This window comes from Altibacter lentus (genome assembly GCF_000746845.1).
In the GTDB taxonomy this organism is placed as follows: domain Bacteria; phylum Bacteroidota; class Bacteroidia; order Flavobacteriales; family Flavobacteriaceae; genus Altibacter; species Altibacter lentus.
Genome location: NZ_KN050846.1, coordinates 1109075 through 1122509, shown reverse-complemented (window position 1 = coordinate 1122509; position 13435 = coordinate 1109075). Strand labels below are relative to the sequence as shown.

Annotated in this window: 13 protein-coding genes; 3 read left to right on the top strand and 10 right to left on the bottom strand. The window is 42.6% G+C overall.

Annotation, left to right across the window (positions count from 1 at the left end; genetic code table 11):
- Positions 1–13: 13 nt before the first annotated feature.
- From JS40_RS14775 to JS40_RS05360, 9 genes are all read right to left on the bottom strand, one after another.
- On the bottom strand, positions 14–2446 hold the full coding sequence (locus JS40_RS14775) for a T9SS type B sorting domain-containing protein (protein ID WP_051957502.1): 2433 nt from the start codon (positions 2444–2446) through the stop codon (positions 14–16).
- 70 nt (positions 2447–2516) lie between these two features.
- A complete protein-coding gene (locus JS40_RS05395) occupies positions 2517–3353 on the bottom strand; it encodes an ABC transporter permease (protein WP_034262127.1) in 837 nt (278 codons plus the stop codon).
- A gap of 4 nt (positions 3354–3357) precedes the next feature.
- On the bottom strand, positions 3358–4257 hold the full coding sequence (locus JS40_RS05390; protein WP_034258962.1) for an ABC transporter ATP-binding protein: 900 nt from the start codon (positions 4255–4257) through the stop codon (positions 3358–3360).
- A 58-nt stretch (positions 4258–4315) separates the two neighbouring features.
- Positions 4316–5374, bottom strand: coding sequence for a nucleoid-associated protein (locus tag JS40_RS05385; protein WP_034258960.1), 1059 nt, complete (start codon positions 5372–5374; stop codon positions 4316–4318).
- 52 nt (positions 5375–5426) lie between these two features.
- Positions 5427–5939 carry an IS1096 element passenger TnpR family protein gene (locus JS40_RS05380; protein WP_034258959.1) on the bottom strand — a complete coding sequence of 171 codons (513 nt, stop codon included), beginning with the start codon at positions 5937–5939 and terminating at the stop codon, positions 5427–5429.
- 25 nt (positions 5940–5964) lie between these two features.
- Positions 5965–6990 carry a COX15/CtaA family protein gene (locus JS40_RS05375; protein WP_034258957.1) on the bottom strand — a complete coding sequence of 342 codons (1026 nt, stop codon included), beginning with the start codon at positions 6988–6990 and terminating at the stop codon, positions 5965–5967.
- Positions 6990–8417 carry a CCA tRNA nucleotidyltransferase gene (locus JS40_RS05370; protein ID WP_034258955.1) on the bottom strand — a complete coding sequence of 476 codons (1428 nt, stop codon included), beginning with the start codon at positions 8415–8417 and terminating at the stop codon, positions 6990–6992. Before JS40_RS05370 ends, JS40_RS05375 begins: the two co-directional genes overlap by 1 nt.
- A gap of 2 nt (positions 8418–8419) precedes the next feature.
- Entirely contained in the window at positions 8420–8980 is a 561-nt protein-coding gene (locus JS40_RS05365; RefSeq protein WP_034258953.1) for an L-threonylcarbamoyladenylate synthase, read from the bottom strand.
- Entirely contained in the window at positions 8980–9966 is a 987-nt protein-coding gene (locus JS40_RS05360) for a glycosyltransferase (protein ID WP_034258951.1), read from the bottom strand. The genes JS40_RS05365 and JS40_RS05360 overlap by 1 nt, the downstream gene beginning before the upstream one ends.
- 62 nt (positions 9967–10028) lie before the next feature.
- On the opposite strand from JS40_RS05360, the gene JS40_RS05355 reads away from it, so the two are divergent.
- The 3 genes from JS40_RS05355 to JS40_RS05345 are packed head-to-tail and all read left to right on the top strand — an operon-like array spanning position 10029 to position 12685.
- Complete coding sequence (locus JS40_RS05355; protein WP_034258949.1) at positions 10029–11132, top strand: glycosyltransferase family 4 protein; 1104 nt, start codon at positions 10029–10031, stop codon at positions 11130–11132.
- Positions 11132–11917 carry a glycosyltransferase family 2 protein gene (locus JS40_RS05350; RefSeq protein ID WP_034258947.1) on the top strand — a complete coding sequence of 262 codons (786 nt, stop codon included), beginning with the start codon at positions 11132–11134 and terminating at the stop codon, positions 11915–11917. Before JS40_RS05355 ends, JS40_RS05350 begins: the two co-directional genes overlap by 1 nt.
- Before the next feature lie 3 nt (positions 11918–11920).
- The gene (locus JS40_RS05345; RefSeq protein ID WP_034258945.1) at positions 11921–12685 is read left to right on the top strand and encodes a lipopolysaccharide kinase InaA family protein; all 765 of its coding nucleotides are present in this window, start codon (positions 11921–11923) and stop codon (positions 12683–12685) included.
- Here JS40_RS05345 and JS40_RS05340 read toward each other — a convergent pair.
- On the bottom strand, positions 12662–13423 hold the full coding sequence (locus JS40_RS05340) for a glycosyltransferase family 2 protein (protein WP_034258943.1): 762 nt from the start codon (positions 13421–13423) through the stop codon (positions 12662–12664). The genes JS40_RS05345 and JS40_RS05340 overlap by 24 nt on opposite strands.
- Between the last annotated feature and the right edge of the window lie 12 nt (positions 13424–13435).

Sequence of the window (13435 nt, the reverse complement as noted above, 5' to 3'; positions counted from 1 at the left end):
TATAGGGGCAATCTTAATAATTAATATATACAAATCCTAGGTACGGCTTCGGAAATTCGGGGTCATTTAACTGCAGTACATAATAATAAGTGCCCACAGGTACCAGGTTCCCGGTGAAGAGAAGTCCTTCGGTAGCAACGCCATCCCAGAATCCGTCATCATTTCGGGAAGTGTGAATAAGATTTCCTTCTCTCGAATAGATCTGCAATTTGAAATCAGAAAATACATTCAGTAAACCGGTGATCTCAAAGAGATCGTTGATGCTATCACCATTAGGAGAAAATCCTTGTGGAATAAAAGGGGCGCAATTTTCGGTAGTCAGTAAAAATTCGCCCACGGTAAAACATATTTCGTTTTCAAGGCGTACATAGATGGTTTGTGGATCTGCACCGTTTACATAGGCTCCCGGATCACTTATAGGATCTACTTGTGCCACGGCATTGTCGAAAGTGGTGTAGTAGGTGATCTCATCATTTGGATCTGTAGAAATAAGATCATTTTGTACGGTAAGATCGAAAGTTGCGGTATCATTTCCTTCATCGCACAATAAAAGATCTGGCAGCGGACCAATAGGAGGGATGCTGCCAAACACAACGTTTACATCGAACGTATTATTGAAATCGTTCAACTCGAACACCACACCGTTTCCGGTACCGTCATCATCCACCACTGCTGTTAACAGGAACATGTCGGGCGTATTCTGAGGTAATGTAAATTCGATCACTCCAGCCTCGCTTCCACCAATGGGAATAGTCGTGGTTGTTTGAGACTGTGCTACAAGTTGGCCATCTACATAGAAGGCAATGGGTGTATTTGATGGAAGTTCGGCGGTTGCTTCCAGATTATAGACCGTATATTCAACTACCAGATCGCGTTGGCGGCAGGCATTCAGATCGTTATCAATGGTGATGGTAGCATCGGGCAGCGGACATTCGACAACTTCAATAGCAAAACTATCGACCACAAAGCAATCCGGATTACTCACGCGTATCCAGATGGTCTGTGGATTGGTGGTATTCTGATAATTCTGCGGATCGGCAATTGGATTCTCATCGTTTAAAGCATCTTCTTCAGTAAGGTGATATGTGATGGTATTTACAGGATCTATTTGCGCCGTAGCTTCAGAAAGATCGAATAATTCGGTTCCAAAGACATCACAAAGCTCAAGGTCTGTAAGACCTATGATCTCCGGAAAAACCAGAAGATGAAAGTCCAGTAGAAATCCATTATTGTCCTCGTTCGTTTCATTCACGATCCCCGTTCCGGTGCCATCGTCGTCCACAAATGCCTTCAGGATAAAATCGGCAGGGATCCCGGGAGGAATGGTAAGGCTAATAGAACCACTTTCCGATCCGCCAATAGGAAGCTCCATAATGGTGGCAGCTTGTCCAATAAGTTGGGTATTGGCATAAAAGGCAATAGGTGTATTGGCCGGAAGTTCATCGGTGCTGTTAACGTTGTACACCGTATAATCAACTTCAATGTCACGATCGCCGCACTCGGTAGCACCTGTCACGTTATCGATCTCGATGGTCGCATCGGGCAGTTCGGTATTAAGAACTGTGATCACATTGTTGACGATCACAAAATCCTGTCCGGAAGTAAGTCGGATGGTCGCATTTTGATCACCGGGCTGGATGTTGTTCTCTATATTATAGAAATCAATATCCATATTGTACAGATCATTGGCGCCCGTAAAGCTGTTGGTACTGTTAAATTGATTGTCTGCAGGATTTAGTGGCGGATTACTAATCACATTCCCGTTAATGGACAAGGTCTCATCAACAGCAAGGGACGCATCCCCTTCCCAGGTGAGGAACCCGATCTTGGCGCCGGTATTGTCAAGTACGTTGAGGTTGTCTAATGTAATGACCAATTCACTGTTGACGGCAGAGACAAATTCAAATCCGTCAAAAATGTTCACCTGATTGAGCGGTAGTGATGAATCTTCGTAGATCACATTGATAGCCCAGCCCCCAAAATTGGTAGTACTTCCTGCACAATAATTAATAATATCTGCAGTGATGTCGAATTCTGAAAGAGTATAGGTGCCGTCACCCATTGCCTGAACAAGGTCGGTCACATCGGCATACGCACCAAAGTAGGTTCGAATTTGTCCTGTGATCAATTCGAATGTTCTTTCTGCTATGACAGGGGTGCCGTTAAGTTCTACCTCAAAATCACCTTCGCTTGAGCCGGCCCAGTAAAGTTGCGCAGCTATTAGCGTCCTTCCTGCTCCAAGCGTAAAGTCGGCACTGCTCTCCGTTAAAATTTCACAGGGAGCCGGATCGCCGTCAATGACAGTATTTTCGGTTAAATTAAGAGTGTTTCCGAAGGCAAGATAATCATAACGACCGTTAAATTGTTGAAAGAGCTCAACGTCCTGAGACAGACCGGGTAAAGCCAATAGCAATGATAGTAACAGTGTAATTTTTCGGAATCTCATAGCGTCTGTTGATTGCTTTCTAAATATAGGCAATTTTACAGTAGTTTCCGAAGCGAAAAGATCACAGTGCTTAAAGGTCTCTTCGCTTAAGGATCAAGAACGACCAATAAATGAATAAAAAAGTCCATGCCAATGCAATGGCGATCGCAATGGGAGAGACATCATAACTTTTGGTAAAGGCGTCTCCCAATTGACTTGCGGCAGATTGCACAGCTCCCAATCGGGAAAACGGTTCAATAATAAGATTGGACATGGCCTCCAGAGGGAAAAACTGCATGACGGTATCTGCCACATCGCTGTCGCGAAACAATCTCCATTCTAAAACGCCGTAAATGATCTTCTCGATAATGTACCAAATGATCAGGAAACCTAAGGCAAAAGCAGAACGTTTTACCAGAACTCCCAGAAAAAGACAGAATGAGAAGAACGCCACCAGCTTTATGAAGTACGCCAGAATATATTCAAAATCACTAAAAATAATTCCTATCTCCTTATAATCTGAAAAACTCATCCCCAAAATAAAAGAGACGATAAAGAGGAATATTGTTGAGATAACAGCAAATAATAATACGGTAAGAAATTTAGAGATCACGAACTCTTTTTTACTCAAACCGTCAATGAGATTCTGTTTTAGCGTTCTATAGCTGTACTCATTAGACATCATAGAAACAATAACAATGGCTAAAAAGATTTTTAGCAAAGCCCCCATGTACGAATTAAAATGCCAAATAAAAGGGAAGTTGAAGATTCCTTGATCTGCTACCCTAAAATTAAAACTCCCAAAATTGAATTCTATGGAAGCGATCAGGGCGATGAAGGTGATCAATACAAAATAAACTATGGAGATCACCCTGGCCGCACGGTTGTATCTTAGTTTTTGAAGTTCAATGTTGAGCAGTCGTAGCATGGCGTTAGTTTTGGTGTTTGGTGAGTTCAAGGAATTGTTCTTCAAGGCTCTCCTTGCGTTTCACTAAATGAGATACCACAATACCTTTTTCGAACAGAAACCGATTCAGTTCGGCGCTATCCATAGGGGCATTCAAATAAGCGATCAAAAGTTCACCTTCACGCTTCAGCAAGCCAAAATCTGAATTCCCTTCGAGTGTGGCTTGTAATGCCACCATATCTGCAGCTTGTAAAGTAAAGAACCCATGACTGGCATTCATAGAATCCACACTTCCCACATAAAGGCTCTTTCCTTTTCGAAGGATCACCACGTGCGTACATACTTTTTCCACTTCATCCAGTAAATGGGAGGCGAGTAGAATGGTTGTACCTTCGGAAGCAATTCGTTTAATGATCTCCCTAATTTGATGAATCCCCTGCGGATCCAGGCCGTTGGTGGGTTCGTCCAGAATTAGGATCTCGGGATCGTTCAGCAAGGCCGAAGCGATCGCCAACCGTTGTTTCATTCCCAGAGAAAATGTACTGAATTTACTGTTCTTCCGCTCAAGGAGCCCTACGGTCTCCAATTTCTCTTCTACCTTTGAAGCATCGACCTCTTTGATCTTACATACCAGTTCTAGGTTCTGAACTGCCGTCATATACGGATAGAAATTGGGTCGTTCAATAATAGCACCTACCTTCTTTAACGCTTCATGTGTCGTGCCCTTGCCATCGAACCAATGAAAATTCCCACTGGTCTTGTTCACTACATTGAGAACGATTCCCAGGGTTGTACTTTTTCCGCTTCCATTGGGCCCTAAGATCCCGTAGACATTGCCCTTCTCTATAGTAAAAGAAAGATCGTCCACAGCTGTAATAGGACCAAAGCGTTTGGTGAGGTTGTTAATGGTAAGAATGCTTTCCACAAGCTTGAAGGTTTGATTAGTTATCTATGTGACGATTGTCTGCGGGTTTTGTTACAAACTAGCTTTTTTGTTCTTGATTGAAATACACGAGATAATAGTACATTTGCTTTTCTTCATCCCAGCCCTTTTCAACGAATTTCTCGGCGCTTTCAGCATTGACAAAATCTAATTTTATTTGAATGTTCGTATCGAGATTGATCACATTCTTGATCTTTTTTCGCGCTGCGGTAACCGCTGTATTTGCGATAGGGAACGTGGTAAGGTCCTCAATACTGTATTTGGGTGCACGTTCGGATTTGTAATGATTGAACTCCGGAATAAGATCCGGGTTTTCGATGACCTCATTCATGAACGCCGATTCCTCAAAGGTATCGTTCTTGGCAAAATGATTCACAGCGCGGTTCATGAACATCACCTCCTCTCTTTTATCTTCGGCAGGGAACACAACGTCTTTGGCAAAATCCTGACAGAACTTCAAATATTTCTTTGTCAAAAAATTCTCATCTTCAAAGGCACCTACACCCAAGAAACTTTCCAGCCAGTAGCGTGCATCGTAACGGTTGCTGTCTACCGAAAGCACCTTATACCCTTCCTCTTTCTTTACGTTGAAGATAAGGCAGCCTTTGTCAAGCTTATTGAGGTTCACGCCTTGCTGAAGGTTGGCTTCCAACTGATTCTCTTTTTCTGAAAACTGGAGAAAATCTTGTTTGATCTCTGATTTGAAGATACCAATTCCGTCCACCTTTTCATTATCAATCTGGAGGTTTTCCAAGTACGCTATATACACTTCACCGCTCTTAATATGCGGATGCATGGATTGGTCGTACAGGTGCTTGGTGATCTTCTTGCTCTGTTCGTGAATACTTTCAGGTTGCAGGAATATTTCAGAAACAATGGTAAATAACTCATGAAATTCGAGATCGGTCTCATGTGCAAATTGATAGTAATTCTCTTCCTTATCACGAAATGGCTTCAGAAAGAATTCCTTCAATAGAGGTGTTAGTTCATCGTTGGTCTTATATGGTTCCGAAGAGAGTAATATGGGTTCGTTTTTACTCTTGTTGCCTACGCGATGAATGGAAAGTGACGCAATATGCGCCGAATATAGATTGATCATTCGTTAGAATCGGGTTTTAATTGTTAGGTGAATGTGAAACGACGTGAGCTGTTTAGTTCCAGTTTTCGTCGAAATCAAGGTTGTCGTAATCTTCAGGATCGAGATCGTATTCTTCGTCAAAGTCATCGTCTTCATCGCCTTCTGCCATAAATTCTGTTTCCGGAGCTTCTTCCGGGATCTCACCATGTGCGAACATTAGGTTGGGGTAGATCATTCCAGCTTCAGGTTCGGCCACCTCTGCCAATTCTACCAAGAAGGTCCACATGGACAAAAAATCGTAGATGTAGATCATTTTTGTTTCCTCTTCAGAAACGACGTCTTCAATATGAGTTTCGTTCATAACACGCAAAGCACCGGGTTCTTCGCTCATGTCAAACAGGGCGATCTCCTCGTTCTGCTCCCATGCATCGTTACTGGTATAAAATGAAGCCATTTCCTGACCTCCAAAACCGAAAGCCTGGGTGATCGCATTGTGAAAATCTTCAAGCGTGTTACTTGCTTCAATCTCAATATCTCTGAAGACATCTTCGTGGGTGTCTAGAATTACTCTGAAACGATAGATCATGATAATGAAAAATTAGAGGGCAAAGTTACGAACTTTTCCACTCATTTCTTTGCTGAAAGACTTGTAAAACCATGTAAAATTGGACGCCAAATAATACTGCAGCCAATACAAGATGCAAGGGTTGTGACAGAATTGGAAAATCGAAATAATACATAGAGATTCCCGTAACGGCTTCTGCGATCACAAGTAGTAGCAATAAGGTTGTTCTTTTCAGTCCATAGTCCAGAACCCGATTGTAGTACCAAATCACCAAATGTACGAGTACGATAAGGATGGAGAAACTGCGGTGAAAGTAAAAGGTAAGATCGGGATGTGTAAGCCACTGCGATTTTGCTTCGTACCCCAATAATGCGATCTGTTCATCCACAAATTGGCGTACTTGGGTGCCTAAAATTATCTGTACAAAAGTGAAAACAAAAGCAAACAGCACCACGTAGCGATACCCAAACGAAACATTGTAGTTCTTGTGCTTTTTCTTGGCGATGTACAGCAGGTACAGAAGCAGCGCAACGATCACCAGTGCCATGACCATGTGAATGGTGATCTTTACAGGAGCCAACACCGAATAAACCACCGTTGCGCCTAACCAGGCTTGAAAACCCAGTAAAAAGACGGCTAACCAGGATAGAAGGGTAATGTATTTTTTCTTTTTCCATTTCCTGAAGGAAATTACAGCCATGATCAAGATGGCAAGGCCGGAGAGTGCTCCAAATAATCTATTTATATATTCGATCCATGTATGCCATACATTAAAGATGGCATAATCGTGTTTTGTATAGGCTTTCCACGAAGCAGGATTATAGGTTTCGGAGGTTGTAAAATCTTCGATCGCAACCTTTAAGGTATCATTGCGGATTATTACCTGTCCTTCTTTAAAGCTTCGGTTGGGTTGCCATTCCAGCTCCGAGGCATCGGTGGGAGGGATATAGTACCCAAAGCACTTAGGCCAGTCCGGGCATCCCATGCCGGAACCCGTCATGCGCACCATGGCACCGGCAATAATTACTAAATAGACTAAGATTAGTGAAATTTTAACCCATTTACGGTACATTATTTTACAGGTGTTAAGTTAAGTTCTGCGCCTTTTTTTAGCATATATTCTTTGGCTGCATCGTATTCATTGGGGATCGTTCCTTCAAGTATAGCCTCTTTTATGGCATCTTTAATAATTCCAATTTCTCGTGAAGGCTTTATAGCGAATGTTTCCATAATTTCCTCTCCGCTTACAGGAGGCTGGAAATTTCGAATGTGATCGCGCTCTTCTACTTCCTCGATCTTATCGCGTACTAATTTAAAATTATTTTGGTATTTCTTAAATTTCTTCGGATTCTTTGTGGTGATATCTGCCTCGCAGAGCGTCATTAGGTCTTCTACATGCTCTCCGGCATCAAATATGAGTCGGCGTACGGCACTATCGGTCACGTCTGTTGCCAATACAATGGGTCGAGAACTCATAAGCACCATTTTTTGAACAAACTTCATTTTGTCATTCAAGGGCATCTTTAAACGCTTGAACAACTTGTACACCATTTTGGAACCTACAAACTCATGGGCATGAAAGGTCCATCCAATTTGTTTGTCAAATCGTTTGGTGGGAGCCTTCCCGATGTCATGGAGCAACGCCGCCCAGCGCAGCCATAGATTATCGGTAGCTTTCGCTATATTATCCACAACTTCCAGCGTATGCCAAAAATTATCTTTATGGCGTTGCCCTTCTTTTTCTTCAATTCCTTCCAGCGCAACAAGTTCAGGAAAAATATAGGGCAGCAATCCCGTTTTGTGCAAGAGGGCAAAACCTTTTGAAGGTTGGTCTGCGAGCAGGATCTTATGGATCTCGTCTACAATACGTTCTTTCGAGATGATCTTAATGCGATCTGCATTTTTGGTTATCGCATCCAGCGATGCTTTTTCGATGACAAAGTCCAATTGTGTTGCGAACCGAATGGCCCGTAACATGCGTAGCGGGTCGTCACTGTAAGTTACTTCCGGGTCGAGGGGAGTTCTAATTATCTTCTTTTCTAGATCCTCAAGACCGTTGAAAGGGTCTAACAGTTTTCCGAATGTATCACTTTGAAGGCTTAGGGCCAGTGCATTGATCGTAAAGTCCCTTCGGTTCTGGTCATCTTCCAGCGTGCCGTTCTCTACCGCGGGATTCCTGCTGTCCTCTGTATACGACTCTTTACGCGCCCCAACAAATTCCAGTTCAATCCCTTGGGACTTCAACATCGCTGTTCCGTAGGTCTTAAATATCGAAACCTTCGGATTACCGGGCAATAATTTGGCAACTTCCTTCGCCAGAGCGATACCACTTCCCACCGCAACAATGTCTATATCTTTAGCTTCCCCGCGCTTCAGAAGAAAATCCCTTACATAGCCTCCTATCACATAACTATCCATTTGTAAATTACCGGAAGCTCGAGAGATCAAAGAAAAGATGGGGTGCTCTAATGCGGTTCTATACGTAGGATTTGGATGCATTGTTAAGATCTAATTACTTGCACGGTGCCATCATTTTTTAGCTTGATGATCGCCGACGGAGAAACGGATTTTCTATCGCGATGCAAATTTACGACATAGTCTACGCCCTCCAAAATTTGAGGACTCATTTCTTGAAAATGCATTGGGGTCGCTTCCCCGCTAATATTGGCAGAAGTTGAGACCAGAGGGCGGCGCAGTTTGCGTATCAAGCTATTACAAAACTGTTCTTTCACGACGCGAATGGCAAGCGAGTTGTCTTCTGCAATTAAATTTTCGGCTACGCGAATTGGGTCGTCATAAATAATGGTCGTGGGCTTGTTGGCGAACTTCAGTACATCATAGGCCACTTCCGGTACACGTTCTACATACTGTTCCAGCATTCGAAAATCATTCACGAGACAGATCATGGATTTGCGCTCTTCCCGTTTTTTTAATTTAAATATCTTTTGAACCGCGGCGGGTTGGGTCGCATCACAACCTATTCCCCAAACAGTATCGGTAGGATACAGAATGATGCCCCCTTTTTTTAATACGTCCAAACAATTATTGATCTCTTGTTCCATTACGCAAGCTTTTGTATTGTGTTCTTTTCAAAAATATAAACAGGTGCCACCTCATGTAGCGGAATTCCCAGAAGTACTTTTTTATATAGATCCAGATATTTTTTTGTCATAGCTTCGGAATTGAAGGTCGAAACAGCATGCTCATGGCATTTTTTTGGATCATATTGAAAAGCATGTATTGCCGCTACCAGTCCTTCCGAAGCATTTGAAACCACACCTACCTCCGGAGTGATCAATTCCGGCAGAGAACCGTTGGTAGTGCCAAAAACCGAACAACCGGCATACAAGCTCTCTATAATGGCTAGCCCAAAGGGTTCATGCCACTCTACCGGAAATATCAACGCTTTGGATCGTGACATGATCGTTATTTTTTCACGATCATCTACCATGCCCTTAAAATGAACTTTAGGGTTCACTAGGTACCGTATTCCACGATTGATATTGCGAAATGTCCATCGGTCACCTCCCATAATTTTAATGGGCCATCCCGCCATTACCGCTATTTTTGCCGCGCCAAAGGCGTTTTTCACTTTCCAGGATACCTTTCCCAAAAAATGAAGGTAGGTGCGTTCATGATCTAGGTTAGGTTTCGGGTAATCACTCCAGTCCAATCCGTTGTGAACAAACACTTCCGATCCGTACCGCTGCGCCTGATTTCTGGATATGAATACCGTATTGAGGTCAATGATATCACCCGGCGACGGATTCCCGTGCATGGTGATGAGGTAAGGTTTGTGTAAAGGTCGGTCGGGCCTATAGTTCATGTGTACAACATCGATATCGTCCGGGACCTGTTCGTTAAGGTCCTTGGAAACATCCAAAGGAAGGATACGAGCAAATCTGCCGCCGGAGCCACCCGGTACCAAAAAAGTAACTTCGTGCCCCAAGGCATGCAGTGCTTTTCCTAAACCCCAGATCACTCGTTCTGTTCCGCCATAGGTCGTGGCTGGGATTTTTCCCGAACGGTCTACAATCAATACCTTCATGAAGTTTTCTGCTAAAGCTCAAAATTACTATATATTTGTGACTTCAACGGCAGCTATTTCCTATGAAAATACTACACATTTCCGGAGCCCGAAGTTGGGGTGGCAACGAACAGCAATTGGTCGACCTTATCCCGGAACTGGAAAAATTAGGGGTGGAAAATATCATACTAGGCGTCACCAATTCTCCGCTCCACAATTACATAAAGACAACCTCAATTCAATTTATTGCAGCGAAAGACCATAAACTGAACAAGCGATCCAACTATCGTTATTTAAAAACAGTGATAAAAACACAGGACCCGGATGTCATTCATTTGCATACAAGCGACTCTGTGACGGTCTTTACAATATCCGATCTGCTCTACAATTTGAAAACACCTTCCGTCTTTTCAAAAAAAGGAATGGGGAACAGTATGAGCCGGCTTAGTATCTTCAAGTACAACTATAAGCACATTAAGGCTATTATTTGTGTTTCAGAAGCAGTAAAAAGATCTATGGAAGAACTGGTGATGAAACCAAAGAATGCACACAAGCTCAAGGTAGTCTACGACGGGATCAACACCAACAGACTTACTCCAAAACGATTCGAACAGCTCACAGAACTATTTCCTATCCCTAAAGACAAACCGCTGGTGGGCAATATTGCCAATCATGTAAATGCAAAGGATCTTCCGGTCTTGCTTCGGGCGATCCAACACATGGTCCAAACATTGAACTATACAAATTTCCATCTGGTTCAAATAGGAGAGGGGAGCCGGTTGACACCGGAATTGGAGCAGTTGGTGCAAGAGTTGTCTATCGGTCCCTATATCACTTGGGCGGGATTTCAGCAACACGCCACAGACTTTTTACCGCAACTGTCGGTCTACGTTATGAGTTCCCAGCGTGAAGGACTCCCTTTGACCATCTACGAAGCTTTTTATAAGAAAGTACCGGTGGTAAGTACGCGTGCGGGAGGGATCCCAGAAGTGATCACAGATGGGGAAAACGGTTTTCTTGTGGATGTGAAGGATCACGAGGCCTTGGCAAAAAAACTGAAAACACTTTTAGAACATCCTGAAATGCAAAAATCGTTTGCCGAAGCGTCCTATAAAAAGTTTATTGAGAATTTTGAAGCGGCGCTCACGGCACAGAATACGTTAAAAGTGTATGATTCTATTTTATAATGAAAACAGCCTTACTCATATCTACTTATAACTGGCCACAAGCTCTTGAGCTTGTTTTTAAAAGCCTTGAGAATCAATCGATGAGGCCCAGTGAAGTGTTGATCGCCGATGATGGTTCGAATGAGGAGACCAAGCATTGTATTGAAAATTTCGCAGGTAGCTTCACTGTACCGGTTAAGCATATTTGGCATGGGGATGATGGCTTTAGAAAAGCGACTATTCTGAACAAAGCAATTGCGGTCTCTACAAGCGATTATATCATTCAAATTGACGGGGATTGCATCATGCATAAAGATTTTATTAAGGATCATATTTCAAGTGCTCAAAAAAAAAACTATTTGTATGGAAGTCGTGTAACGATCAAAAAAGATTTTGTCGATGCTCTATTTTCTGAAAAAAAAATAAACTTTAATTTCTTCTCTAAGGGAATTAAAAAGCGAACACGCACATTGCGGATACCATTTTTAAGCGGGCTTTATAAACCGCAGAAGAATTTCTCAACCAAGTTTAGAGGATGCAATGTTTCCTACTGGAAATTGGATGCAGTTGCTGTTAACGGATATAATGAAGATTTTACCGGGTGGGGCCGTGAAGATTCAGAACTGATTTTAAGAATGATCAATTTTGGCATAAAAGGAAGACGTCTTCGATATAAAGGCCTCGTATATCATATTTGGCATCCTATAAAGTCTAAGGATAACCTAGATAGGAATAACGAACTGGAACAGCGAACCATTCGAGAAAGGATTTCATGGTGTGTAAACGGTATTGATAAATATTTATAATGAATGAGATCAAAGATTCAAAACGACTTTAAGGCAAGAGGCACGGCGTTAAAAGAATTAATTGCTAATTTTAAAAATCACGGAAAAGTTCTTGGTGACGGAGAACGAAACACGATAAAGCTTTTTGAGCTGGACGAAATAACAATCAATGTAAAGTCCTTTAAACGTCCCAATCTCTTAAACCGCATTGTCTACCGATATTTTCGGAAATCGAAAGCCGAACGTTCCTACACGTACGCCAATATGTTGTTGGAAAAAGGCATTGGAACCCCGCAACCCATCGCATATTTTGAAAACAGCGATCTTCTAGGACTGAAAGACAGTTATTATTTGAGCCGGCATTTGGATTATGACCTTACCTACCGCGAATTGGTGCATGAGCCGATGTACCCGGATCACGAGAATATTCTTCGTCAGTTCACCGCCTTTACTTGGAAATTACACCAAAACCGGGTGCTTTTTAAAGACCATTCCCCGGGCAATACCCTTATCGTGAAAGAGCGGGAGGGATATGCCTTCTATCTGGTGGATCTTAACCGTATGGAATTTAAACCGCTCACCTTCGAAGAGCGAATTCGAAATTTTGCCCGACTTACCCCAAAAAAGGAAATGGTTGCGGTAATGAGTGATGAATATGCCAAACTTACAGGTGAAGATTATGAAAAAATTTATGACTTGATGTGGGAACTTACTTCAAAATTTCAAGAAAAATACCACCGGAAAGTGCGTCTCAAACAAAAATACCTATTCTGGCGCCGCAGACCGTAACCGCTTTAGTTCTTTATAGCGTTCTACCACGCTCAACGCATTGAGCTTGCTTATAATCCAGCCTTTCTTTCCGTCTAATATCCCCAGGCGAATGATATAGTGGGTTAGAAATTTGTACAACGGCTTCAGATAGTGCTTTAAGACAAAATAACGTTCCCCTTTCAGAAATAATTCTTTTCCCTTCAAACGACCGTAAGCGATCATTTTTCCCTTATAGGTGTCGTAATCGTCGTAAAAATAATGGAGTAATTTATGTTTCAGGATACCGCTTTCTCCATTTACCTCCAGATTTTCGTGGACCAATTTCGACGGAATGTAGGTCGCTTTGTCCTTCTGAAACAAGCGGTAGATCTTATCGCTTTGCAGTCCGCTAAACCGAAGTGGTTTTCCGCAGAACATAAATTGTCGGTAAAAAAAATAGGCCGCTTTTGGTTGCTGAAGTGTTAGAGTGTGTTCGATCTCCTTCCGAAGCATACCCGGAATACGTTCATCGGCATCCAAAAATAAGACCCACCGGTTCGATGCTAAGGAGAGTGCATAGTTACGCTGCGAAGCATAATCTTCAAATTTCTTTTGGAACACCTGTACCCGCCTATCATTTTGAAGAAACTCAAAGGTGCCGTCGGTACTGTATGAGTCTACCACAATAATTTCATCGGCAAAAGCCACCGTATCTATAGCTTCCGGAAGGTGTTTCCGTTCGTTGAAGACGATCAATAAAGCACTAAGTTTTGGCATGAGCAGCAGTTC